The organism is Glaesserella parasuis (assembly GCF_017352235.1).
GTDB classification, from domain to species: domain Bacteria; phylum Pseudomonadota; class Gammaproteobacteria; order Enterobacterales; family Pasteurellaceae; genus Glaesserella; species Glaesserella parasuis.
The window spans coordinates 1,265,765-1,291,422 of sequence record NZ_CP071487.1; the positions used below are offsets into that span (position 1 = coordinate 1,265,765).

Here is a 25,658-nt window from a genome sequence, read left to right on the forward strand (position 1 = left end):
TTTTCAATTCTTGAACAATGAGCGAATTTTAACCTTATTCTTTACTACATATATAACAATTTGACTGTTTAAGCAACTTCATTTCTCGTATAGAAAAATTTAAACCATCAATTACTAAAAGCCGTCCAGACAATATTTGACCAATATTAAGTAAAACTTTAATTGTTTCTAATGCTTGCAAGCTGCCAATAATACCGACAATAGGAGCAATAACCCCAGCTTCAACGCAACTAAGAGTGTTTTCTCCAAACAACTGACTTAAGCAGTGATAACAGGGATCTTGTTTTTGGTAAAGAAAAACACTCACTTGCCCTTCAAAACGAATAGCTGAGCCTGATACAAGCGGTTTCTTTACATTAAAACAAATTTTATTGAGTGTATTACGGATTGTCACATTGTCTGTACAATCCAAAACTACATCAAATTGGGGAATCAATTTAGCCCATTCATCTTCTTCTAAATACGCATTAATGGTTTCGATTTGAATATGGGGATTCAGTTCATGTAAACGCTTTTTAGCCGATTCTACTTTTGGCATGCCGATAGTTGCATCAGAATGTAGTACCTGTCGTTGTAAATTAGAAAGTGAAACCGTATCAAAATCAACTAAGGTTAAATATCCAATACCACTGCTTGCTAAATACTGGCTCGCTGCACAACCTAATCCACCCAATCCAACAATTAAGGCTCGGCTTGCTTTTAACTTTTCTTGCCCATCAAAATCAATGCTTTTCAATATAATCTGACGATTATATCGTAATATTTCTGAATTCAGCATTGTCATTTAACTTTATATCCCTTCTGCTCCAACATTAGCTTAAGCTGATCTCGATTATCTCCTTGGATTTCAATCACACCATCTTTAACTGAGCCACCACAGCCTGTTTTGCGTTTAAGTTCAGAAGCTAGTGCCACCAAATCACGATCATCTAAATCAACACCTGTAATTACGCAAACGCCCTTCCCTTTACGACCACTTGTCTGGCGTTGAATACGCACAATGCCATCACCTTTCGGACGTTCAGCCTTCGGTTTTTCTGGTGTAATTCGACCAATTTCTGTGGAATACACTAAAGTCATTTGTAAAATTTCCTTCTACACGAACCGCTTATTAGGCGATAGATTGATTAATTGATTTTAATACTGCAAGAGGATCAGTGGCTTGGGTAATAGGACGACCGATCACCAAATAGTCTGATCCTGTTTCAATCGCTTGTTTTGGAGTCATCACACGACGCTGATCGCCAAAATCACTCCCTTCAGGACGAATACCTGGCGTGACAAGTTTAAAATCTATGCCACAGTGAGTTCTTAATACCTCAACTTCTTGTGGAGAGCAAACAACACCATCTAACCCTGCACGTTGGCACAAATGGGCAAGACGAATAACTTGTTCCATCGGTGACGCATTAATCCCGATTTGCAATAAATCTAAATCTTCCATACTGGTTAGCACAGTCACACCAATCAATAATGGTGCATCTTTGCCATAAGGCTCTAAAATTTGTTTTGCGGTTTCCATCATTCGTAAACCGCCGCAGGCGTGTAAATCCACCATCCACACCCCCAAATCTGCCGCTGAACGCACCGCTCTTGCGACGGTGTTAGGAATATCGTGATATTTTAAATCTAAAAAGACATCAAATTTGCGGTCTTGTAACTGTTTCACAAAGTGTGTACCCAATGTGGTAAACATCTCTTTGCCCACTTTTAAGCGACAAAGGGACGGATCGACTTGATCAACGAAATTGAGGGCTTCGGCTTCTGTTTCATAGTCAAGGGCGACGATAATTTTGTTGTCCATTTAAATTCTCCTATGTTAAATCACTTCTGTAATACTTTGCATCGGTTTAATGCTTTCCCAAGTTCGACAAGATGGGCAGTGCCAAGACAAGCGGTAACTTTGATAACCACAATGAATACAGCGATATTGAAATCCCTGTTTAATTCGATCACCGACCATTTTATGTAATAGAACTAAACTCTCTTTGCCTCTGCCCTCCTCCGCTTCATTTACTTGATAGTAAATAAAACGATGGAAAGTCATTAAACTTGGGAATTGTCTAACTTGTTGATAAAGCCGTGATTGTGCGGCTTCTACACCATCTTTTTGTTCAATAAATTCAGCTAACGCCAAATCAACACTGCTGTTGTGTTTAATTTGGTTGGCTTTGATTAAGAACAGCTCAAAATTATTTTGTTCATTTAACGCAATATAACATTGCTTAATTTTATGTAAAACTTCGCTGATGTAGTTCGGTTCTTGTTCTAATACCGCTTCAAAATAGCGTAATGCCGTTCGCATTTCTTGTTTTTCAAAGAAAAAATCCCCCAAGAGTATTGAGGCTCTTGCACAGTGAGGAACGTAAGAAAGGGCTTTTTGTAATGCTGTTAAAAATGCTTTTTCATCGTCCGATCTGACCGCTTGTGCATATTCACAATAATAGTGAGATAAAGGGATTTTATCCATTTCAGGCTCTATTCTAAGCCTTTTTTCAGCGACATTAATCGCTTTTTTCCATTCTCGTGTTTTGTGATAAATCACAGCAAGCTGACTTAATGAATTGACTGCAAACTCAGGTTCATCAAGCAAGGTAATATAGTAATTTTCTGCCCGATCATAAAAACCTGCAGCCATAAAATCTTTGGCAAGTTGTTGTTTTGCTAGTAATTTTTGTTCAAAGGAATAGTGAAGACTGTTTTCAATCCCTTGATGAATCCGCAAAGCTCTATCAACCTCCCCTCTTGATCGGAATAAATTGCCTAGAGTAATTTCGGCTTCAAATTGTGATTCTGTTGAAATCTGGTTCTCAGACTCCTGCTTTTGTAGCATAGAAAGGAAAAGATCAACCGCCTTTTCCTGCTGATTAGATAAAAGAAAGTTCAAACCCGTGACATAGTCACGGGAAAATTTGTTATTAATTGCATCTTGATCCTTTTTTGCACTACGTTGCCCCATATACCAGCCATACAAGGCTGCAATAGGCAACAAAAGGAACAACAATTCAAGCATTATTCAGCCTTTGGTAAAGTAAGTTCGCTAATTTGTTGAGATTGGCGTTTTACACGGCGATTTAAGGCAATATTTTGTAATTTCACTTTTAAATAGAAAAATCCCGTGATTAACCAACCTAAAATTAAACCAAATCCAAACAAAATGGCAACAAGGCTAGATAAACGTAATTCGCTTTTTGCGATGATGTAGTTGAATGTAATAAGCTGATCGTTATTTGCCCCAATAGTCACGGCAACAAGAATGATAGCAAGCACAATAATGATGCCCAAAATATATTTCATCTGCGTATCTCCATTATTACATTAGTTTATAAAAAAACGACACCCCACATAGTGTCGCTTTCAGAGAATTAAGCTAAATCAACACGTTCTTTCAGTTCTTTACCTGCTTTGAAGTGCGGAACATACTTAGCATCTAACTTAACGCTTTCGCCTGTTTTTGGATTACGTCCAACACGAGGCTGACGATAATGTAGAGAAAAACTGCCAAAGCCTCTTACTTCAATGCGTTCACCTTGTTCTAACGACCCCATAATCTGTTCTAAAATTTCTTTTACACTTTCATCAACAGATTTAACTGATAGAGAGGGATATTGAGCTACGAGATTTGCTATTAATTCCGATTTAGTCATATTTTCTCCTTATGCGATAGGTGAAGCGGATATGCTTTCACATATCCGCTTACGAAGAGAGTAAATTACTCGCCTTTTGCTGCTTTGAATGCTTCAGCCATTGCACTTGAAATAGCCTCTTCTTGCTTATTCACTTGTGCAAGTGCTGCTGATTCTTCAGCTTCGTCTTTCGCACGAATAGAAAGGTTTACAATGCGAGCTTTACGATCAACACCTGTGTATTTCGCATCGATTTCGTCACCTACAGAGATAACTGTTGTGATGTCTTCTACACGATCACGGGTTGCTTCAGCTGCACGAACATAACCTTCTACACCGTCTGCTAATTCAACTTTAACGCCTTTAGTATCAATTTCAACCGCTTTACCTTTCACGATTGCACCTTTTTTAGTGCCTTCAACGAAGTTTGTGAATGGATCAGATTCTAATTGTTTGATACCTAAAGAGATACGCTCTTTCACTGCATCAACTTGTAATACAACAGCTTCTACTTCGTCACCTTTTTTGTAGTTACGAACAGCTTCTTCGCCAGCCATATTCCAAGAAATGTCAGATAAATGAACTAAACCGTCAATGCCACCTTCTAAACCGATAAAGATACCGAAATCAGTGATTGATTTGATTTTACCTTTTACTTTATCGTTTTTGTTGTGAGTTTCAGCGAAGTGTTCCCACGGATTAGGTTTGCATTGTTTTAAACCTAATGAGATACGACGACGTTCTTCATCAACTTCAAGTACCATTACTTCAACCACATCACCTACGTTTACCACTTTAGATGGGTGAATGTTTTTGTTTGTCCAGTCCATTTCTGATACGTGAACTAAACCTTCAACGCCATCTAAAATCTCAACGAAACAGCCGTAGTCTGTTAAGTTAGTTACTTTGCCAGATAATTTGCTGTTTACTGGGTGGTTTTGTGCAATAGCTTCCCACGGATCTTGACCTAATTGTTTTAAGCCTAATGATACACGCGTTTTCTCTTTGTCGAATTTAAGTACTTTAACAGTAACTTCTTGACCTACTGCAACAACTTCACTTGGGTGTTTAACACGTTTCCACGCCATATCTGTGATGTGTAATAAGCCATCAACACCGCCTAAATCTACGAATGCACCGTAGTCAGTTAAGTTCTTCACAGTACCTTTCACTTCAGAACCTTCAACTAAGTTCGCTAATACTTCTTCACGATCAGCAGAGCTTGTTGTTTCGATTACTGCACGACGAGATACCACAACATTGTTACGTTTTTGGTCTAATTTGATTACTTTAAGTTCTAAAGTTTGACCTTCAAGATTTAAAGAATCACGAACTGGACGGGTATCAACTAATGAACCTGGTAAGAATGCACGAACACCATTTAACTCAACAGTGAAGCCACCTTTTACTTTACCGTTTACAAAACCAACAACGGTTGCTTGTTCTTCGAAGGCTTTCTCTAACGCAGCCCAAGACTCGTTACGTTTCGCTTTTTCACGAGAAAGTTTGGTCTCACCGAAACCGTCTTCTACTGCATCAAGAGCAACATCAACAACATCACCAACTTGAACTTCTAATTCACCTTGTGCGTTGAAAAACTCTTCAGCAGGGATCGCCGATTCTGATTTTAAACCAGCATCTACAAGTACATAGCCTTTTTGAATTGCAACTACAGTACCTTTAACAATAGAACCTAAACGGGTTTCTTGACCTTTTAGTGATTCTTCAAATAGTTGAGCAAAAGATTCAGTCATAATTAATCTTCTTAAATAAAATAAAACGTCCATTTAGCATCCATCTAAATGGGGTTAGGGATAACGACTTAACAATCCTTTGTTAAGCAAACAAAATTACAATTTTTGAGCAATATAATCCAATGCTTGTTGAATAACTTCCTCAATGGATAAATGCGTTGAATCTAAAATCATCGCATCTTTAGCTGGAACAAGAGGTGCAACAGGGCGATTTCTGTCCCGAAAATCACGCTCTTTTATCTCGGCTAAAATCTCGTCAAAGTTAGCATTAAATCCCTTTTCTTGCAACTGTTTTACACGTCTTTTTGTGCGTTCTTCTGCACTTGCATCTAAAAAGAACTTAATTTCAGCTTCTGGAAAGACGACAGTCCCCATATCTCGCCCATCGGCAATTAATCCTTTAGGACTTCTAAAATCTCTCTGACGTTGTAACAAAGCCTCACGCACTTGAGGATAAACCGCAATTTTTGACGCATTTTGACCCGCTTGTGCCGTACGAATTTGATCGCCAACGTTTTCACCGTCCAAAATGACCTGAATTTCATTATTCTCAGGCACAAATTTCACATTAAGATTTCGCCCAAGCTGCGCAAGAGCCGTTTCATTCTCAAAGGCAATCCCCTGTTTTACTGCAGCCAATGCTAAAATACGGTAAATTGCTCCTGAATCTAAAAAATCAAAGCCTAATTTCTCTGCAAGGGCGTGACACAAGGTTCCTTTTCCTGCACCACTTGGCCCATCAACTGTAATTACAATACCCATATTTATCCTTTATAGCTCTGGAAATTCACCAATAACCACTTCAACTTCTTTCTGTATGCCTTGACGAGAAATTAATACCTTTACCTTACTATTTGGTTTCATTTCTGCAATCAATTCCATCATTTGAGCTGGAGTTTGGGCTTCTGTATCATTTAAACGTAAAATCAAATCACCAGCTAAAATCCCTGCTTTATCCGCAGGTCCACCTTCAGCTACTGTAGTAATTAAGATCCCTTTTTCACCGACTCCTAGCTGTTTAGCCGTATAGTACAACGAGCTATTAACACCAAAATAGCCTCGAATAACACGCCCGTCACGAATAATTTTTTCCATCACCTTATTTGCTAAGGAAATCGGAATCGCAAAATTCAATCCTTCTGCCAATTCATCACTGTTTTTTCCTAAACTTAAAGTGTTAATGCCAATCAACTCACCAGCCGTATTTACCAAAGCTCCGCCTGAATTACCCTTATTAATAGAAACGTCAGTTTGAATAAAGTTTTGCCGACCCATTTCAGATAATGCATTGCGCCCCGTTGCACTAATAATGCCTTGCGTAATACTCTGCCCTAAATTTAACGGATTGCCAATTGCTAAAACCACATCACCGATTTTAGCCACGCGTTTTGAATTTTGAGGAATTGTAGGCAAGTTTTCTGCTTGAATTTTGAGAACAGCAAGATCAGTTAAGGTGTCAGATCCTACCAATGTAGCACTCGAAATCGTCCCCGATTGCAGTGCCACTAAAATTTGATCTGCATTTTGGATAACGTGTTTATTCGTTAAAATATAACCCGTTGAGGTCATAATCACGCCCGATCCCAAATTGTTTACTTGTAACTCCCCTGTATCAGAATGGGTAGAATCAAAGGCCTGATTATAAACATTGACTACCGCAGGTGACGCAATTCTTACCGCATCGTGAAAGCTGATAATCTCTGTTTGAGTGCTTTTGTTTAACCAAGGGGCAACATAAAGAATCAAGCCAGCACAAAAAAGCCCAAAACCTACCGCTTGTGCTATTTTTTTGACGATCACATTTGCTCCTTGTTAGCGTAGGGACACACTGCGTGTGTCCACCAACCATTATTAATAAAAATTTTGAACGGACACACGCAGTGTGTCCCTACATTTTATATAAATTTAATTACAGCGACTTCGATAATTTTTTCAAATAATCTTTAAATTCATCACCAAATTTATCGTGGTTCAAACTGTATTCTACAAAGGCTTCCATATAGCCTAATTTGTCACCACAGTCGAAGGTTTTACCTGTCATATGAAAGGCTTCCACCTCTTGTTGTTCAATCAACATATCAATCGCATCGGTTAATTGAATTTCATCACCCACACCGACCGGTGTTTTGGCAAGTAAATCCCAAATTTCTGCAGAGAAGACATAACGTCCCACAACGGCAAAATTAGACGGAGCTTCTTCAATACTTGGTTTTTCAATAATGTTAGCAATCTTCGCTGTACCTGCAGGTTGTAATTCTGCACCTTGGCAATCTACAATACCATAGTTACTCACATTTTCTTTCGCCACAGGTGCAACCATAATTTGGCTTTTGCCTGTTTCTTTGAAACGTTGAATCATTGCTGCTAAGTTTTCTGTTTTTTGATCTGCAGTAAAATCTGCCAATAACACATCAGGCAATACCACTGCAAAAGGCTCATTTCCTACCACAGCTCGACCACATAATACCGCGTGACCTAATCCTTTCGCTTGCCCCTGACGAACGTGCATCAAGGTCACATCTTTAGGTACAATCGAACGCACTTCATCTAATAGCTGACGTTTCACTCGTTTTTCTAACATTGTTTCGAGTTCAAACGATGTATCAAAGTGGTTTTCGATAGCATTTTTAGATGAATGAGTGACAAGCACAATTTCTCTTACTCCTGCAGCCACACACTCATTTACAATATATTGAATCAACGGTTTGTCTGCAATGGTTAGCATTTCTTTTGGGATTGCTTTGGTTGCAGGAAGCATACGAGTACCAAGACCTGCGACAGGAATAATCACTTTCATAGAAAAATCCTTAATATATTTAGATAAAGTAAACCGCCTACCTTAAGTAAGCGGTCTGTTTTGCACAAATTTTTTCAAAAAATTGAACACTGCGTTTCAATTTATCTGTTTGTGACATTTGGTTCCAGACTCAAATTCACATTGCGTTAGATAAAAACCTCAGTAAATATCAATCTACCTTATTCCGAGGGATTTTCATCTGCTAACACTTTGATTCTTTGATAAATTTCTTCACGGTGAACCGAAATTTCCTTAGGTGCTTTCACCCCTAATTTAACTTGACTACCACGAATACTTAGGACAGTAATTTCTACATCATCACCGATCAATAAACTTTCGCCAATCTTACGGGTTAGAATAAGCATAACTATCTCTCCTTTTAGATTTAATCAGGGCAAGCCAAAGTCATTCTAACTTGCCCCTTATAATTAGAGTTTTGCTTGAATCCAATTCGTCGCAACATTGAGGGCTTGGGTTATATTTTCTGGTTGGCTACCGCCTGCCATTGCCATATCAGCTCTACCACCGCCTTTACCGCCAACTTCTTGAGCCATTAACCCAACAAGTTCGCCTGCATTTACTTTGTCTGTAAGATCTTTTGTTACACCTACGATCAAATTAACTTTTTCATCAGTTTGTGTTGCAAAGGCAATCACCGCTGAACCTAGTTGATTTTTCAAGTCATCGACCATCGTTCTTAATGCTTTTGCATCAACGTTTTCTAAACGTTGAACAACCACATTAACTCCGTTGATTTGTTGAGCTTGTTTTGCTAATTCTCCGCCAGCTTGAGCAGCAAGTTTATCTTTGAGCTGTTGTAGCTCTTTTTCTACTTTCTTGCTTTTCTCTTGTAGCTGCTGGATTTTCTCAACAAGGCTTGCCGTATCTGCTTTTAATAACTCAGCACTTTGGTTAAGAATTTGTTGTTGCTGATGTAATAAGCCGATTGCATTTTCGCCTGTCACCGCTTCAATACGGCGAACACCTGCGGCAACCGCACCTTCAGATACCACTTTGAATAAGCCAATCTCACCTGTTTGTTTAACGTGAGTACCACCACAAAGTTCTACAGAAAACGCTGCTGTCATATCTACAACGCGAACTCTATCTCCATATTTCTCACCGAAAAGTGCCATCGCACCTTTTTGCTTCGCTGATTCAAGATCCATTACTTCAGTTGTAACTACAATGTTTTCACGAATTTTCGTATTAATAATACGCTCAATCTCTTCTAAGTCAGCTTTTGAAATCGCTTCACCTTGAGAAAAGTCAAAACGAAGTGAATTTTCTGACACAAGAGAACCTTTTTGTACAACGTGATCACCTAACACTTGACGAAGTGCCGAATGTAACAAGTGAGTTGCACTATGGTTTAAGGTAATAGCGTGACGACGTGTCGTATTCACTTCTGCTTTCACCTTATCGCCGACTGATAAAGTGCCTGAAGCTAATTGACCAATATGCCCAAAGACTTGACCATATTTTTGCGTATCATTGACTTCAAAATTGCAAATTTCTGAAGCAATCACACCGCTATCACCAACCTGACCGCCCGACTCTCCATAGAAAGCGGTACGATCCAAGACAACGACTGCATTTTCCCCCGATTGAATAGCTTCAACCGCCTTACCATTGCTAAATAACGCAACGACAGTCGCTTCACATTCTGTGACCTCATAGCCTTTGAACTCCGTTGAGCCATCAACTTTAATCACATAATTGTAATCTGTACCAAAATTACTGCTTGCCTGCGCTCTTGCACGTTGAGCTTGCATTTCACGCTCAAAGCCAGCTTCATCAATGGTAATACTACGTTCACGGCAAACATCTGCCGTTAAATCCAGTGGGAAACCATAAGTATCGTAAAGTTTAAATGCCACTTCACCTGATAAAACCTTATTCTCCACTTTGGCTAACGCACCTTCTAATAACGCCAAACCACGCTCAAGGGTACGCGCAAACTGATCTTCTTCTGCTTTTAACGCTTTCTGAATATGCGCTTGTTTCTGCGTCAAAATCTCGCCAGCCTGCCCCATTGCTTTTGCAAGGGTTGGCACTAATTGATAGAAGAACGCTGATTTCGCACCAAGAATGTTTCCGTGACGCACCGCACGACGAATAATACGACGCAACACATAACCACGACCTTCATTTGACGGCATCACACCATCAGCGATCAAATACGCACAAGAACGAATATGATCTGCAATTACGCGTAACGATTTATTGTCTAAATCTGTCACATTTAACAAAGAAGCAATCTCTTTGATTAACGCTTGGAAAATGTCGATTTCGTAGTTTGAATTAACGTGTTGCAACACCGCACTGATACGCTCTAAACCCATACCCGTATCTACCGACGGCTTAGGTAATTTCTTTAAAGTACCATCTGCTTGACGATTAAACTGCATAAAGACCACGTTCCATATTTCAATGAAACGGTCGCCATCTTCTTCTGCTGAGCCTGGTGGGCCTCCCCAAATATGGTCACCGTGATCGTAGAAGATCTCAGTACAAGGACCACAAGGACCCGTATCGCCCATTTGCCAGAAGTTATCTGACGCATAAGGCGCACCTTTATTATCACCAATACGCACAATACGCTCAGCAGGCACACCAATCTCTCTATTCCAAATATCATAGGCTTCATCGTCTGTTTCATAGACTGTCACCCACAATTTCTCTTTTGGTAACGCTAACCACTGCGGTGATGTTAAAAATTCCCACGCAAATGCAATCGCATCGGGTTTAAAATAATCACCAAAACTAAAGTTACCTAACATCTCAAAAAAGGTATGGTGACGAGCGGTATAACCTACATTCTCAAGGTCATTATGCTTACCGCCAGCACGCACACAGCGTTGAGAGCTGGTTGCTCTGTTATAACTACGCTTGTCTAATCCTAAGAACACATCTTTAAACTGGTTCATTCCTGCATTCGTGAAAAGCAAGGTTGGATCATTTTCAGGTACAAGCGAGCTACTTGGCACAATCGTATGCCCTTTGCTTTGGAAAAATTCCAAAAAGGCTTGTCTAATCTCTGAAGTTGTTTTCATTAAAGTCACTCAAATGGATATAAAAAACTGTATATCTATGTTTTTACTAAAGTATATTAGTAATTGACCCACCTATTTTACACATTTTTTTCAATACTTGTATTTTTTACTGCATAAATTATTGACATTAAGTCAAAAAATAAACCGCCAGAGTAACTGAATGCGACAACTCAGCTACACAAGCGGTCTTTTTTCACGTTTTATTTACCAATCAATAGCTTGAGTTATTCACTTGCTAAAGGAACAACGAGCATATCTACCGTTATACTGTTCATCACTTGACGAGTAGAAGACATAAATTTGCTCCAAAAATCCTGGTGATGGCCAGTGACCAATAAGTCCACTTGGTACTTCTCTACCGCTTCTTCCAGCACTTGACTAAAATCACCACTACCATTTAAACGTTCAGTAACAGGGTAAGTAATTTTACCAGAGAGTTCCTCTAATGCTTTGATCGTTTCTTCTGACACAGAATCTTGAACAGACGACATATTAATATCAATCAACCCCGTGTAGAGATCCGAAAAGTTCACATCAACGTGGATAACGGATAATTTTGCATTACATTTTTCAGCAAGACTCGCACCTTTACGCAATAATATAAGGCTTTCTTCAGAGAGATCTACGGCAACTAAAATATGTTTATACATAATATACTCCTTGTTGTTTTTAGTAATAACTGAGCCATCTCAGCTTTCGAGCTAATACTACCACACTCCTTGTAGTGAAAATTTGAACTAGTTCTCAATTTTGAAAATTCTTTAAAAAATTTGTCAAGTTATTTGCATTTCTTATCTAACTTTTTAATCTAAATTAAAAAGATATCGTGTTAAAAATCATAACTACAAACAATTTGATATACCAATATTTATTTTTGTGATCCCTGTCGAAAAACATTATTTTTCTACTTTTCTCTCTTTTCATCATTGGCATACTGTAATCTCTTTGATTAGGTATGTTGATGATGTCTATTGATCGTGTCTGTTTAATGCTCTTTTTCGGTTTATTGCCGTTGATTGTTCTGCCTGCTTCGTGGCTTGGCTATGTGATGGTATTTTCTCTTGCCCTTGCATTATGGGGAGTATGGCGTGGGAAATTGGGGATCTTGCTGTTGGGTGGTGTGTTAGCGGTGAGTTACGCCCAGATTATACAACTTGCAAAAAAACATCAGGAACAGACCGCTGTTAAGGTGCAAGAGCGGGTGTTAGTGAAGCAAATTTTAAAACAGCAAGAATATCAAACTGCCGTTGTAGAGCGTGCTAATGGGGACTATGTTTATGTCAATTGGCAAGCAGATGAGCCATTGATACTGGAAGCAAGTTATAACGCGGAACTGGTATTGAAGCCTTTGTCCGCTCGCTTAAATGATGGCAATTTTGATCGACAAAAATGGTATGTGGCTCAACATATCTCAGCAACAGCTACGGTCAAAAAAGCAGTAAAAGTGAACGAACAACAAGGCTTGCGTGCAATTTGGCTTGATCGTATGCGAGAACAGACCGCCCCTTTTGCAACGCAAGGGTTACTGCTTGCCCTTGCTTTTGGTGAACGGGCTTGGTTAAGTCAAAGCCATTGGGAGATCTTTCAGCAAACAACCACTGCTCATTTGATTGCCATTTCAGGCTCGCATATTGTTCTGGTTTATCTGTTAGCCTTTTGGGCGGTGAAAGCCGGGCAGTGGTTATTATTGCGATTTCGTTGTCTAAAAGCGGTGGGGTTGTCCTTGTATTTTGCAAGGGGAGTAGGGTGGTGTGTGGCACTGGGATATAGTTTTTTGGCAGGCTTCCAAATTCCAACGGTACGGGCAATGGTGGCGATTTCATTGGTTTTGCTGGTGCAATATGCTCGTCGTCATTATACGCCTTGGCAGTTATGGCTTCGTGGTGTGGTACTATTAGTCGTCTTTGATCCGCTGACGTTACTGTCTGATAGCTTTTGGCTCTCTGTTTTGGCTGTTGCTAGCCTAATTATTTGGTATCAGGCTTTTCCACTCAAGCGGTTTGATTTTGTCAAAAATATGCAAAATCGAGTGATGAAGTTGCTGTTAGAGTTGTTTCATCTGCAGTTAGGCATTTGGCTAGTGTTCTCGCCTATTCAACTCAGTTTTTTTGATGGCACATCACCTTTCGCTTTATTAGCCAATTTGATCATTGTTCCACTTTATAGTTTTATTCTTATCCCATTGATTTTATTTAGTTTATTAACAGATAACCTATTTCAAACTTGGTGGCTTTGCCATCAACTTGCAGAGTGGGGGATTGATTGGATTGAGCCATTTTCCCATCATTGGCTCTATTTAAGTGTCGATCAACAATGGGGATTAATATGCCTTAATCTATTGATTATAATAGGATTATATGGTGTTTTTCAGCAACGTTTTTCTCTCTATTATGGGTTAGCAACAGTGGCATTGCCTTTAGCATTGTGGATCGGATTTCATTTTGTAAAAGATACACTTAAACCACCGCTTGTAAAATGGGTGAATTTCGATGTGGGGCAAGGGTTGGCAATGGGATTGATTTATCAACACCAAGGTAAACAGAAAGCCATTCTCTATGATACAGGCGTTGCGTGGCAAGGTGGCACAATGGCGGAATTGGAAATACTGCCCTATTTACGCCGTGAAGGGATAGTGGTCGAAGCTATTTTTGTTAGCCACGATGATAACGATCACGCTGGGGGCGTTTTGCCATTACTACAAGCCTACCCAAATGCACGGTTGATCCTTTCGGGTAAAAATCATTATAGTAACCAAGTCGCCGAGCCTTGTATAGCAGGCAATCAGTGGCAGTTCAGCACAATGCACCTTGAAGCGATTTATCCTTTACAACTGAGCGAGCGAGCTAAAAATGAACACTCTTGTGTATTACGAGTGTCGATAGGGCAATATAGATTGCTTCTTACTGGGGATAGTGGGATTGCGGAAGAACGACAATATGCAAGCCAGATCGGTAAGATCGATTTTCTTCAAGTAGGACACCACGGCAGTAAAACCAGTACCAGCCAAACTTTGTTAGCTCACATCCAACCCACTTGGGCGATTATTTCGGCTGGGCGTTGGAACCCGTGGAAAATGCCAAATAGTCAAGTTATTCAACGGCTTGAGCAGTATCAAGTGAAGTGGCTTAATACTGCTCAAGTGGGAATGATCCAAGTCGATTTTTATTCAGATAATTACAACATTTCCACCGCAAGAAACCGCTTTAGTCCTTGGTATCAGGGGATAGGGGCAAATGAATAAATTGAGTTTTGTAGCCTGCGGATAAGATAATTTTACATCAACGATACCCATTCGGATTGTTCTTTTGCCAATGCCACATATCTTTCATCATCTGTGGCAAATCACATTCAGTTTTCCAGCCTAACTTTTCCCACGCTTTTCAAATCACTTGGGTGAACTCCAACTGGATTGAAATAACGTAATACCGCTGCAGAGAATTGTGGATTAGCCTTAACGGTATCTTCTAAAATCCGTTCCACCATATATTTTGATATGCCATAGCAACTGTTTATCGACTATATCTCAATTAGATAAGCACCCAAATAATAACATTACTTGGTTTCTTATCTGCATTGAATCTATATTAATTAAACTAAAACACCTTTTTAAACGGCTTCACAATCACTTCGCCATACACCCCTGCTTCCACATAAGGATCTTGGCTTGCCCACTGTTTTGCTTCTTCAAGTGAATTGAATTTTGCAATAACAGTTGAACCTGTAAAACCTGCTTCACCTGGGTTTTCATCATCAATCGCTGGGTTTGGACCTGCGGTTAAAAGGCGATCTTCGGCTTGAAGTTGTTTTAGACGTTCGAGGTGTTTTCCACGCACGGCTAAACGTTTTTCAAGGGTGTTTGGTATGTCTTGAGCAAAAATTACATAGTACATAATGTCCTCCATTAAGGTTCAATTAAAGCTAAGGCTTGGTCAAGATCTGGGTTGTTTTCTCGTGGGATAACACGAGGTTTGCCGTTGCTATCTACAGCAACAAAGGTAAAGAGTGCTTCGGTGACACAGTGGCGTTCTCTCATTCCTTCATACACTTTTTTGATCCATACTTCGACTTTGATTTGAAGTGAGGTGCGTCCAACTTTGGTGCATTTGCCGTAACAGCAAACCACATCACCGACTGACACAGGCAGTAAGAACGACATTTTATCTACTGAAACAGTCACTACTCTGCCTTTAACTAGCTCTTTTGCTAAAATCGCACCGCCCATATCCATTTGTGACATTATCCAACCACCAAAAATATCGCCGTTGGCGTTGGTGTCTGATGGCATTGCGAGGGTGCGTAAAATTAATGTGCCTTCAGGCTGGCGTTTAGTTTGTGTTTCCATTATTTTCCTCTTTTTGTTCTAGTTGTTTTAGGTGGGGGTAGAGATATAAGCCTGTGCCGATAACGGCAATGAGGCTTAATCCTGTTAAACCGAACACCTTGAAATTTGCCCAAGCATCGTCAGAGAAGAACTCACTGATGATGATGTTGATGATCATACAGAAGATGAAAAAGCCTGCCCAACCTAAATTGAGCTTTTCCCATACGTTTTGTGGCAGTTTGAGTTCTTTGCCAAGTAACATTTGGATAAGAGGCTTTTTGAATACGTATTGGCTAACGAGTAACGCTACCGCAAAAATGGCATTGACAATGGTGACTTTCCATTTAAGGAATGCCAGGTCGTTAAAGTAAGCGGTAAGTAAGCCGAAGAAAACGACCGCTATTCCCATAATCCATTGATTTTTTTCGATTTTTTTATAAAGCAACTGTAAAGCGATAAATTGAACCACGGTAGCGGCAACTAGCACTAATGCTGCTTCTTGTACGCCATAGGTTTTATAGACGACAAAAAAGAGGATCAGTGGAATAAATTCAAGTAACTGTTTCATTGTCAATCCTATTGGCGATACACTTGATAGAAACGGAAACCAAATACAACAACAAATAAGCTGATAAAGGCTCCGACCACTTGTGAAAGAATAATCCCGACATCTCCGCCAATTCTACCGATTAATGAACCTAGCAAGCTAGGGAAGAAATAACTTAAGATACAAAATAGGAAAAGCGGAAACATTCTACCTCGACTTAATCCCCAAGTAAAACGTAGGGTTTGCATAATGCTTTGTGGAGCTTCAAGTAAATAGGCATAGACGACGAGGCTAAGTTTGACAAACAGATAGATACCCGTTGCCATCAGCGGTAAGATCATTATGGCAAGACTGCCTTGTTGCCCGACGGTGCCACCAAATGAGATCCCGATTGAAAGTGGCATTACCATAAAAATCGTCAGTAAAATCACCGGGAAAAAGGCTTTGAGAGTTGCCCCGATATTTTGGCTGAAATGTTGATAAGTGCCACTATTGATAGATTTAATGTTTAAAATCAATAAGATATTGATAAATACACTAATCAAAGCAGAAATAATGGTTGGGGCAAGTTGTGATGTAAGTAAAGTTAACATCTCTTGATTTGATGTATTTCCTGCCTGTATTTCTACTCTAGGAAAGAGAAAAATGGTGGATAATTGTAATAAAATTAATAATGCGGTACCCGTAAGCGTAAAGCTCCCTTGATTACGGATAAAATTCCAACTATCTTGTAACAAACTTGGAAATTTAATCGGCATTTGACTTCCTTAAATTAATGTGGTGAAAATTCAACATAATACAGTATGGTATAGCATTTGCTACATCATTCTGCGTAACTATATGGAAAGTATAGCAACTGTTGTGATAATTCGCTATTGTAGATTTTGTAGAGATGAGTAGAATGTAACTTGAATTATTTAACGATAAAGGCAAATTATGTATCACACCTTGCAAGCAGGACAGCGTTACCTCAATACCTTCCCAAATCAGAAGAAACTCGGACTGTTTATGCCCGATTATCGTTTAATCCGCTTAGTTAAATTTTCGTCACATTTTATGCCTGCTTTTGCTTGTTTTGCGTTAGTTTGGCAATACTTTTTCCACGATCCTGAACAATCCATTCTAGCCAATGCAACCTTAACGGCGTTGTTTGCATTGAGTATTCCATTTCAAGGGTTATTTTGGCTTGGGCGACGGGCGAAATCGCCGCTACCCTTGGGGTTGTTGCAATGGTATGAAGAACTTCGTCAAAAGTTGATCAGTGAGCAACATAATATCGCTGACCAAGCGTTTCCTTCTTATCAAGATTTTGCGAATTTGTTGCAATTAGCTGAAAAGACGTGGGGACAGAGCTATTTTGATGAGTTGTAGTTAACATGCTGATTTTTCTGCTCTTCCCTTCTCTTTCTAAAAAAAGCACTGATTTTTTGGCTACACTCATCAGCCATCACGCCACCTCGAATTTGCAGAAAATGGTTCATTTTATAGTCTTCAAAAAGATGAAAGCGAGAGCCTAGCGCCCCTGTTTTGTAATCCGAGGCTCCAAATACCAACCGCCCAATACGGCTATGTAAAATCGCTCCAGCACACATTGTACAAGGCTCTAAAGTCACATAAAGGGTTGTATCTAATAGGCGATAGTTTTGTATCTGTTGCCCCCCCATTCGGATTGCTTGAATTTCTGCGTGAGCGGTTGGATCAGAGAGAATAATTGCACGGTTCCACCCCTCTCCGATAATATTGCCTGTTTTATCGACCAACACTGCCCCAACGGGAATTTCCCCTTCTGCTTCGGCTTTATCAGCAAGGGATAAGGCGTATTGCATAAAGTAAAAATCCTGTTCGGTTAAGGTTAAATCGCAATGAGATTGGGTTGGTTGGATAAACATAATTTAATTAAAATGGTAGGGACACACTGCGTGTGTCCATAAATCACAATTTAGGTACAAGTAGCGGACACACGCAGTGTGTCCCTACGCATCAGATTATCGACGACCACGCTCGTTAAAACGTTTTTCTTTAAATCCGCCTTCTTTGCGATCTTTAAAGCCACGTTCTTCACGGCGACCATCTCTGCCACGACCTTTACCACGTCCGCTCTTATCTTCATAAGGGTTAGCATTAGTTGCACTGCCCACAGGACCTAAGAAAGACATTTGCATTGGTTTGCTTAACACTCGTGCTTTCTGTGCGAAATGTTGCACTAAATGTTTCGGCATACCCTGTGGTAATTCAATGGTTGAGTATTTATCGTGTAACTTGATATGTCCGATATAACGGCTGTTAATATCGCCTTCGTTGGCAATCGCTCCAACAATGTGACGCACTTCAACACCATCTTCACGACCAAGTTCGATACGATAAAGATCCATTGCCACGCCGTTGTTATCACGATGCTCACGACCGCCACCACGGCGTTCTGCAGAACGTGGATTTTCACGTCCTTTTCCACGCTCAGCACGAGAAGGGCGAATTTCAGGATCTGGCGGAAGAATAAGTTTTTGTTTTTCTTGCAACAACATCATCATTGCTGCAGCTAATTCTTCGTGATCTTGGTCTGCCGTGAATAGATCTTCTAATAATTCACGATAAAGCTCTAAATCGTGATGTTCTAATTGTAATGAAATGCGTGCTTTAAATTTCTCACGACGTTTTTCCATTAAAATTTCGTGATTTGGTACTGGCACTTCATCAATCGGCTTTTTGATTAAGTGTTCAATGTTTTTCAATAAACGACGTTCACGCGGCTCTACAAATAATAATGCACGACCTGAACGACCAGCACGACCTGTACGACCGATACGGTGAACATAAGATTCTGCGTCAAGTGGAATGTCGTAGTTTACTACCAAACTGATACGCTCAATGTCGATACCACGAGCCGCCACATCCGTTGCCACAATCACATCTAAACGACCTGATTTTAGTTTTTCCAATGCTTGTTCACGCGCTTGTTGGGTCATATCACCGTTTAATGCGGCTGCACGATAGCCATTACGCTCACAGAGTTCAGCAATATCAATGGTGCCCGTTTTGGTACGAGTAAAAATAATCGCCGCATCAAACTCTTCTACTTCTAAGAAACGCAATAACGCATCATTTTTACGGAAGCCGTTCACTAACCAGTAACTTTGTGCAATATCTGGTGCAGAACGTTGGGTTGCCTGAATTTTAACCTCTTGCGGATCTTTCATAAAACGCTTGGTAATACGGCGAATTGGCTCTGGCATTGTGGCAGAGAAAAGTGCCGTTTGGTGATCTTCAGGTAATTCCGCCATAACCGTTTCAACGTCTTCGATAAAGCCCATACGCAACATTTCGTCTGCTTCATCTAATACAATCGCTTTTAGCATAGAAAGATCTAAGGTACCACGGCGAATATGGTCAAGAATACGCCCAGGCGTTCCTACCACAACTTGCGCACCATTTTTTAAAGCACGGATTTGAATATCATAACGCTGACCACCATAAATCGTGACCGTGCGAATACCTTTCATATTTTTGCTGAACTGCTCACAAGCATCTGCCACTTGGATTGCTAATTCACGGGTTGGCGCCATCACCAACATTTGTGGGTGACGCTGTTCTGGATCAATTTGAGCCAAAATAGGCAAAGAGAATGCCGCTGTTTTACCACTTCCTGTTTGTGCCATACCTAACACATCACGACCATTTAAAAGGTGTGGGATACAGGCTTGCTGGATCGGTGATGGCGTTACAAAACCCATTTCATTTACAGAATTAAGGATAGATTGTGGTAAGCCTAAATCGGCGAAAGTTAAAGTTGTTTCAGTCATAAAATTCCAAAAATAAAGAACCTGTTCCCCTCTTTGAAAAAGGGGGGTTAGGGGGGATTTAATTCACGCAAATGAAAAATTAAATCTAAAAATCCCCCTCAATCCCCCTTTTTCAAAGGGGGAAGTATTACACAGGAGATAAAAACTACATTGTTGAGCCTTTAGGTAAGAAAAATAAATAGAAAGTAAACCAATGCTTTATATAACTTGTCATACAGTGTAAGCGGTTTGATTTGCAAAAAATTTTGCGAAACCTACCGCTTAAATCGTCCTAATTTTTCCCAACAACAACGGGATCTGTTTGTTTCGCTCTTTGATGTAATTGAGCTAATTCAAACAACGCAAAACGATACTCAACAAAGTTATATACTTGATTTGCACTAGCTAGACGGAAAAGGCTTTTAGCCTCTTCAAGCTGATTCATTTTGAGTGTTTGTTTTGCAAGATAAAAATATGTTTCGGTTAAAATCTCTGCATAAGCTACCGTATTCGGTTCAGCTTGAGCAATCATTTTTAAACGAAGTTGTTCAAGAGTAAAATCCCCTAGCAAGTAAGACACTAAATGTGTCCCCCAAAAGTCTTTTGATAAACGTTTTGCACGTTTTAACAAATTTGCTTTTGCATCACTTGGATTTAATTCTAACTCATTGAAATATAACCATAATACACGGTAAGGATCGGACCTATCTGCTTTATAGAAACGCAATAAATCACGTTCTGCCTCAGAATAACGACCGCTATAATAAAATGCTAAACCACGATTTAAACGGGTATAGTCATAATTTGGATCGAGTTCTAACACGGCATTAAAAGCATCTATAGAGCTGTCATAATCATCTTCAAGCAACAAATATAAACCTAAATAATTATAGGCAGCCGCCATTTTAGGGGCATATTCAACCGCTTGCGTAAAATCATAACGAGCCAACGACCAAAGTCCTAAACTGTCGTAAATAACGCCTCTTTCAAAATGTAATTCGGCACGTTCAGCTTGGCTTAATTTCGCTTCTTGTAACACTTGCGTTAAACGAACAAGCATTACTTCCTGTTCAAAACGCAACTGAGGATTGAGTTCCGAGAGAGGTAATTTTGTCGGGGCAATCATATCTGACACTCTGTTCACACAGCCTGTCAAAAAAATCATTACCAAAACTAACCAGCAAAAACGAAGATTAAACAACTTAAAACGTTGTGGCATTAATAAAACCTTAGGTATTTATCATTCTTAAAATGAAGATCCCTTCCTCAATGTGAGGAAGGGACAGAAGTGATTATTCTGCTAATTCTTGAATTTCTTCAACAACTTCCCTAGCAGTTGCATCACCATTCAGATCTTTCATTGTTAAGCGGATACGGCCTTGACGCTCGATTTCTACCACTTTCACCTGAACGTCTTGACCAACAGATAGGTAATCCGCAACACGTTCTACACGAGCGTCAGTGATTTGAGAAATATGCACTAAACCTTCTTTACCACCAAGGATAGACACGAATGCACCGAAATCTACTACACGGGTTACTTTACCTTTGTAGATCGCATTGACTTCAACTTCTGCAACGATCTCTTCGATACGTTCCATCACACGTTTCGCGGCGTTGTTGTCTGTTGCCGCAATTTTCACTGTTCCGTCATCATCAATGTCGATTGATGTGCCAGTTTCTTCGGTTAATGCACGAATTGTCGCACCACCTTTACCGATCACATCTTTGATTTTCTTCGGATCGATCTTCATTGTATGAATACGAGGTGCGAAGTCAGAAATTTCTGAACGTGGTGCAGGGATCGCTTGTTCCATTACGCCTAAAATGTGCATACGCGCACCTTTTGCTTGATTTAATGCGATACGCATAATTTCAGGGGTGATCCCTTCAATTTTGATGTCCATTTGTAATGCAGTTACACCTTCACGGGTACCCGCTACTTTAAAGTCCATATCGCCTAAGTGGTCTTCATCACCTAAAATGTCTGAAAGTACCACAAATTTCTCTTCTTCTTTCACTAAGCCCATTGCGATACCAGCAACAGCCGCTTTGATTGGCACACCAGCGTCCATTAACGCAAGAGAAGCACCACATACAGAAGCCATTGATGAAGAACCGTTTGACTCAGTAATTTCAGATACTACACGCACAACATACGGGAACTCTTCTGCCGTTGGCATTACTGCTAACACACCACGTTTCGCTAAACGACCGTGACCGATTTCACGACGTTTCGGCGAACCGATACGACCTGTTTCACCTACTGAATATGGAGGGAAGTTGTAGTGGAATAAGAAGCGATCTGATTTTTCGCCTGTTAATTCGTCAATGATTTGTGCATCACGCTCTGTACCTAATGTCGCAACTGCTAACGCCTGTGTTTCACCACGGGTAAACAATGCTGAACCGTGAGTACGTGGTAAAACGCCAGTGCAAATATCTAATGCACGCACGGTATCCACTGTACGACCGTCAATACGCGGTTCGCCTGCGATAATACGGCTACGCACGATTTGGCTTTCTAATGCGGTAATAATATCTACAATCTTGCCGCTTGAAATGGTTTCATCTTCTGCGGTTAATTGAGCGATAACATCAGCTTTGATTGCGTCAATTTGTTCATAACGTGCTTGTTTTTCAGTAATACGGTAAGCATCGCCCAGACGAGCTTCTGCTAATGCTTTAACTTTATTGATTAAATCTGTATTTGGCTCTGGAGCAACCCAATCCCAACGTGGTTTGCCCGCTTCTTTCACAAATTCTTTGATGTTTTCAATCACCACTTGTTGCTGTTCGTGACCAAACACCACTGCGGCTAACATCTGTTCTTCAGTTAAGATATCTGCTTCAGATTCAACCATTAATACCGCTTTGTCTGTACCAGCTACCACTAAATCTAAACGGCTTAAACGCTGTTCTGATGTAGTTGGGTTTAAAACGAATTGGTTATCAATAAAACCAACACGTGCTGCACCGATTGGGCCGTTGAAAGGCACGCCGGATAGAGATAATGCTGCTGAAGCACCGATCATCGCCACTAAATCCGGGCTGATTTGTGGATTGACAGAAACCACCGTTGCAATCACTTGAATTTCGTTGAAGAAACCTTCAGGGAAAAGTGGGCGAACCGGGCGGTCGATTAAACGAGCAATTAAAGTTTCACCCTCAGATGGACGACCTTCACGTTTGAAGAAACCACCTGGAATGCGGCCTGCTGCGTAAGTACGCTCTTGATAATCTACAGTTAATGGGAAGAAGTCTTGGCCTTCATTCACCTCTTTTTTTGCCACAACGGTAACAAAAACGGTAGTGTCGTCCATACTTGCCATTACTGCTGCTGTTGCTTGACGAGCAATAGCCCCTGTTTCTAAAGTTACGGTATGCTGACCGTATTTAAATTGTTTAACGATTGGAGTCATTTGAATGTTCCTTATGAATTTTTGGATTTGTTGTTGTTTTATTTCCTAAAAATTGCGACTAGCAAAAGTAATCTCACACATCAAATTACTTTTGATAGCCGCCTCTTAGAATGCGAAGAAATAAAACTTGGCTATTATACAGAGATTTTCTGAAAAATCGCCTGTTATTTCGGAATTTGTGAGAAATTTATAATGGTCAAGTTGATGATAAACCTAAATCTGCTTTTATTTACCTTCTATATCATTATTTCCTCACTTCGTTGTCTATTCTGCCAAATCTCCCCTACCCCCTCTTTGCTAAAGAGGGGAACTGGTTTAGATGAAAATTCTAGTGTATCTACAGAATTAAACATCATTTTGGGAGATCTTCAATCTTTAAATTTACAGATGAACAAATCCCCCTCTTTAGCAAAGAGGGGCTGGGGGAGATTTGGCAGAAACAAAGTCAGAGTGAGAGGTAAGAACAGCCTAAATAACTTTATCATCGTACTGAAACAAGGCTCTCCCCTCTGTTTTCTACCTATTCATACAACACTCTTCCACCCCACAACAACCCGCAGTAATATTAATCCGCTTGTTATGATAAGGGTACAAGGTGCAACGGTGTCCGACACTGATAATGGTGCTGTTTGGCAGCGCTTCCCGAATGGTACGGTAAAGAATAGACTCCGTCGGTTCATCAAGGGCGGAAGTTGTTTCATCAAGGAAAATCAACTCTGGCTTACTGAGTAAAATTCGCACAAAGGCAACCCGTTGCAATTCACCTGGGGAAAGGGTAAGTTGCCAGTCGTTATCATCATCAAGTGCGTGGAGATATTTATCCAAACAGCATTTTTCCATTGCCTGTTTAATTTGCTCGTCCGTTGCTTCAATATGTGGATAACAAATGGCTTCTCGCAATACCGCAGAAAATTTTGCCTGTAAATTTCGGTGTTCTTTGGCTTCGCCCGAATAAAAGGCGATACTTTCGGCGTTATCTCGCACACGGATCAGAGAGTAACGGTAATCCCCTTGTAGCTTCTCTTTATTGAAATTCAATGCAATCAGTGGGCGACCGATAATCACAGAAAGTAAGGTAGCAACAATAATAAAAATATAGATAAAGAACACCACACCTTTCGGGATTTCTACACCGAAGATCGCCAAGATCCCCGATAGCCCCCACAGGATAATGGTAAATTCAATGGTGGAAACGACCGCATTAATCACCCCATGCACTACGTCTAACGTACCGCCGATAAACTCTGTCGCTTTGGTGAATAAATAGATCCTGCGGAAATTGCACCGTTAGTTTTACTGCTTTGATCGTGGTCACGCTGACGTTCTACTGAATCAAACGCTAGACTCCAATTGTGAAGAATCGGTCCTGTTTCAGTTTCACCTTGTAATTTTAAGTTCCCGCTTGTTGTACGAGAAACAAAGTCCATTCCACGAATACCCGATACTCTAAAATCACCATTTTGCTTAATTGAGTTAATTTGTCCAAATGCACCTGAGTAACGAGATTTCATATGTCCAAAGCCACCTGAAACCATCATATTGTAAGGCAGATCATACTCAAAGGTTGCCATTGCGGTTTTATCTTCGGTCGTCTGTCCAAGCCAATCTGGGTTAAGATTAATTTTTCCATTTGGCGCAACTGGCATTGCAAATTTTAAGTTTTGCATATCTTGGATACGAGCTCTGCCGCCGTCTGTTTTACGCTTACTTTGCATATAATCTACGCCAACTCGTAATTTCTCACCACGATAATCTGCTCCAATCGCAATTTCTTTCGCTCGCTCATCGTAATCGTGACGAGCCGTATCACCATCACGGTATTTGCCACTTACACGAATGCCCCACTCTTTATTCGCACCAAAACGACGACCTAAATCGAACGACTCTTGTAAGCGATTGTTACTAAACCAAGCAAAACCGACTTTGTTAATATCTTCGTCCGTTGCACGCTTCGTTTCGATGTTGATTGATGCACCAACAGAACCTTCAGGGGGTCCATACCAACCGTTGCTGTCGAAGCACCTTTAATTAATTGAGCAGATCCAACCGCTGTTGTCGGTGTATTGTATGCAGAATAAAGCCCTGCTAAACCATTTACACTAAATTGGCGTGCACCAAGCTGTAAGCCACGAACATAAACCCCCTGTAAGGTAGCGGATTCACCACCGAAATTCATTACTGAAGCATCTGTTTTTGCAAGCACATCTACGATATTTCTCGGCTCTTTGTCAGCAAAGGCTTTTTCATCATAATTCACTACGGTAATTGCATTGCTTTACAGTAATTATTACATTAAAAAAGCGACAAAGTTAAAAATAACTTTGTCGCAGATTATTACATAGTATTGTTTTGTAAATTT

At 40.2% G+C, this 25,658-nt stretch carries 23 protein-coding genes and 3 pseudogenes; 2 read left to right on the forward strand and 24 right to left on the reverse strand.

Annotation, left to right across the window (positions count from 1 at the left end; genetic code table 11):
- Positions 1 to 34: 34 nt before the first annotated feature.
- The 13 genes from moeB to uspA all read right to left on the reverse strand — a co-directional run bounded on the left by moeB (position 35) and on the right by uspA (position 11,883).
- Positions 35 to 784 carry a molybdopterin-synthase adenylyltransferase MoeB gene (gene moeB, locus J1G47_RS06355; RefSeq protein WP_164689487.1) on the reverse strand — a complete coding sequence of 250 codons (750 nt, stop codon included), beginning with the start codon at positions 782 to 784 and terminating at the stop codon, positions 35 to 37.
- A complete protein-coding gene (yciH, locus tag J1G47_RS06360; protein ID WP_035522776.1) occupies positions 781 to 1,080 on the reverse strand; it encodes a stress response translation initiation inhibitor YciH in 300 nt (99 codons plus the stop codon). Before yciH ends, moeB begins: the two co-directional genes overlap by 4 nt.
- Before the next feature lie 31 nt (positions 1,081 to 1,111).
- The gene (pyrF, locus tag J1G47_RS06365; protein WP_207326513.1) at positions 1,112 to 1,804 is read right to left on the reverse strand and encodes an orotidine-5'-phosphate decarboxylase; all 693 of its coding nucleotides are present in this window, start codon (positions 1,802 to 1,804) and stop codon (positions 1,112 to 1,114) included.
- Between the two features lie 15 nt (positions 1,805 to 1,819).
- Positions 1,820 to 3,013 carry a lipopolysaccharide assembly protein LapB gene (gene lapB / locus J1G47_RS06370; RefSeq protein ID WP_016527843.1) on the reverse strand — a complete coding sequence of 398 codons (1,194 nt, stop codon included), beginning with the start codon at positions 3,011 to 3,013 and terminating at the stop codon, positions 1,820 to 1,822.
- The gene (locus J1G47_RS06375) at positions 3,013 to 3,297 is read right to left on the reverse strand and encodes a LapA family protein (RefSeq protein WP_010786908.1); all 285 of its coding nucleotides are present in this window, start codon (positions 3,295 to 3,297) and stop codon (positions 3,013 to 3,015) included. Before J1G47_RS06375 ends, lapB begins: the two co-directional genes overlap by 1 nt.
- 68 nt (positions 3,298 to 3,365) lie before the next feature.
- Complete coding sequence (locus J1G47_RS06380; RefSeq protein ID WP_005711533.1) at positions 3,366 to 3,647, reverse strand: integration host factor subunit beta; 282 nt, start codon at positions 3,645 to 3,647, stop codon at positions 3,366 to 3,368.
- A gap of 65 nt (positions 3,648 to 3,712) precedes the next feature.
- Entirely contained in the window at positions 3,713 to 5,380 is a 1,668-nt protein-coding gene (gene rpsA / locus J1G47_RS06385) for a 30S ribosomal protein S1 (RefSeq protein ID WP_207326514.1), read from the reverse strand.
- Positions 5,381 to 5,476: 96 nt separating this feature from the next.
- Entirely contained in the window at positions 5,477 to 6,142 is a 666-nt protein-coding gene (cmk, locus tag J1G47_RS06390; RefSeq protein WP_010786906.1) for a (d)CMP kinase, read from the reverse strand.
- A 9-nt stretch (positions 6,143 to 6,151) separates the two neighbouring features.
- Positions 6,152 to 7,177: an outer membrane-stress sensor serine endopeptidase DegS gene (gene degS, locus J1G47_RS06395; RefSeq protein ID WP_035494758.1), complete on the reverse strand. Its 1,026-nt coding sequence runs from the start codon at positions 7,175 to 7,177 to the stop codon at positions 6,152 to 6,154.
- 112 nt (positions 7,178 to 7,289) lie between these two features.
- Positions 7,290 to 8,177, reverse strand: coding sequence for a UTP--glucose-1-phosphate uridylyltransferase GalU (galU, locus tag J1G47_RS06400; protein WP_160428375.1), 888 nt, complete (start codon positions 8,175 to 8,177; stop codon positions 7,290 to 7,292).
- Between the two features lie 179 nt (positions 8,178 to 8,356).
- A complete protein-coding gene (gene csrA, locus J1G47_RS06405; protein WP_005711547.1) occupies positions 8,357 to 8,542 on the reverse strand; it encodes a carbon storage regulator CsrA in 186 nt (61 codons plus the stop codon).
- Between the two features lie 63 nt (positions 8,543 to 8,605).
- Complete coding sequence (gene alaS / locus J1G47_RS06410) at positions 8,606 to 11,233, reverse strand: alanine--tRNA ligase (protein WP_160414253.1); 2,628 nt, start codon at positions 11,231 to 11,233, stop codon at positions 8,606 to 8,608.
- Between the two features lie 224 nt (positions 11,234 to 11,457).
- Positions 11,458 to 11,883, reverse strand: a complete 426-nt coding sequence (gene uspA, locus J1G47_RS06415) for a universal stress protein UspA (protein ID WP_005711551.1) — start codon at positions 11,881 to 11,883, stop codon at positions 11,458 to 11,460.
- Positions 11,884 to 12,197: 314 nt separating this feature from the next.
- Between uspA and J1G47_RS06420 the strand changes: the two genes are divergently transcribed.
- Complete coding sequence (locus tag J1G47_RS06420) at positions 12,198 to 14,474, forward strand: DNA internalization-related competence protein ComEC/Rec2 (RefSeq protein WP_207326852.1); 2,277 nt, start codon at positions 12,198 to 12,200, stop codon at positions 14,472 to 14,474.
- A gap of 140 nt (positions 14,475 to 14,614) precedes the next feature.
- Here the strand turns inward: J1G47_RS06420 and J1G47_RS12205 are convergent.
- The 5 genes and pseudogenes from J1G47_RS12205 to J1G47_RS06445 all read right to left on the reverse strand — a co-directional run.
- Positions 14,615 to 14,734, reverse strand: a pseudogene (locus tag J1G47_RS12205) (NAD-dependent epimerase/dehydratase family protein); the annotation flags it as partial.
- A gap of 92 nt (positions 14,735 to 14,826) precedes the next feature.
- Complete coding sequence (locus J1G47_RS06430; protein ID WP_021110790.1) at positions 14,827 to 15,123, reverse strand: YciI family protein; 297 nt, start codon at positions 15,121 to 15,123, stop codon at positions 14,827 to 14,829.
- A gap of 11 nt (positions 15,124 to 15,134) precedes the next feature.
- Positions 15,135 to 15,575: an acyl-CoA thioester hydrolase YciA gene (gene yciA, locus J1G47_RS06435; RefSeq protein ID WP_005711558.1), complete on the reverse strand. Its 441-nt coding sequence runs from the start codon at positions 15,573 to 15,575 to the stop codon at positions 15,135 to 15,137.
- Positions 15,559 to 16,122, reverse strand: a complete 564-nt coding sequence (locus J1G47_RS06440) for a septation protein A (RefSeq protein WP_021113566.1) — start codon at positions 16,120 to 16,122, stop codon at positions 15,559 to 15,561. Before J1G47_RS06440 ends, yciA begins: the two co-directional genes overlap by 17 nt.
- Before the next feature lie 8 nt (positions 16,123 to 16,130).
- The gene (locus tag J1G47_RS06445) at positions 16,131 to 16,859 is read right to left on the reverse strand and encodes a hypothetical protein (RefSeq protein ID WP_026917083.1); all 729 of its coding nucleotides are present in this window, start codon (positions 16,857 to 16,859) and stop codon (positions 16,131 to 16,133) included.
- Between the two features lie 178 nt (positions 16,860 to 17,037).
- On the opposite strand from J1G47_RS06445, the gene yfbV reads away from it, so the two are divergent.
- Positions 17,038 to 17,472: a terminus macrodomain insulation protein YfbV gene (gene yfbV / locus J1G47_RS06450; RefSeq protein WP_005711563.1), complete on the forward strand. Its 435-nt coding sequence runs from the start codon at positions 17,038 to 17,040 to the stop codon at positions 17,470 to 17,472.
- On the opposite strand, the gene tadA is transcribed toward yfbV, so the two are convergent.
- The 6 genes and pseudogenes from tadA to J1G47_RS06480 all read right to left on the reverse strand — a co-directional run.
- On the reverse strand, positions 17,454 to 17,990 hold the full coding sequence (gene tadA / locus J1G47_RS06455) for a tRNA adenosine(34) deaminase TadA (protein WP_207326515.1): 537 nt from the start codon (positions 17,988 to 17,990) through the stop codon (positions 17,454 to 17,456). The two genes, yfbV and tadA, sit on opposite strands and share 19 nt — an antisense overlap.
- Before the next feature lie 96 nt (positions 17,991 to 18,086).
- Positions 18,087 to 19,898 carry a DEAD/DEAH box helicase gene (locus J1G47_RS06460; protein ID WP_207326516.1) on the reverse strand — a complete coding sequence of 604 codons (1,812 nt, stop codon included), beginning with the start codon at positions 19,896 to 19,898 and terminating at the stop codon, positions 18,087 to 18,089.
- Positions 19,899 to 20,169: 271 nt separating this feature from the next.
- On the reverse strand, positions 20,170 to 21,096 hold the full coding sequence (gene nlpI / locus J1G47_RS06465; RefSeq protein WP_035490557.1) for a lipoprotein NlpI: 927 nt from the start codon (positions 21,094 to 21,096) through the stop codon (positions 20,170 to 20,172).
- A 73-nt stretch (positions 21,097 to 21,169) separates the two neighbouring features.
- A complete protein-coding gene (pnp, locus tag J1G47_RS06470) occupies positions 21,170 to 23,299 on the reverse strand; it encodes a polyribonucleotide nucleotidyltransferase (protein WP_005711570.1) in 2,130 nt (709 codons plus the stop codon).
- Between the two features lie 516 nt (positions 23,300 to 23,815).
- Positions 23,816 to 24,550 (reverse strand): annotated as a pseudogene (locus J1G47_RS06475) (SbmA/BacA-like family transporter); the annotation flags it as partial.
- A 2-nt stretch (positions 24,551 to 24,552) separates the two neighbouring features.
- Positions 24,553 to 25,574: pseudogene (locus J1G47_RS06480) on the reverse strand (TonB-dependent receptor plug domain-containing protein); the annotation flags it as partial.
- Positions 25,575 to 25,658 lie beyond the last annotated feature (84 nt).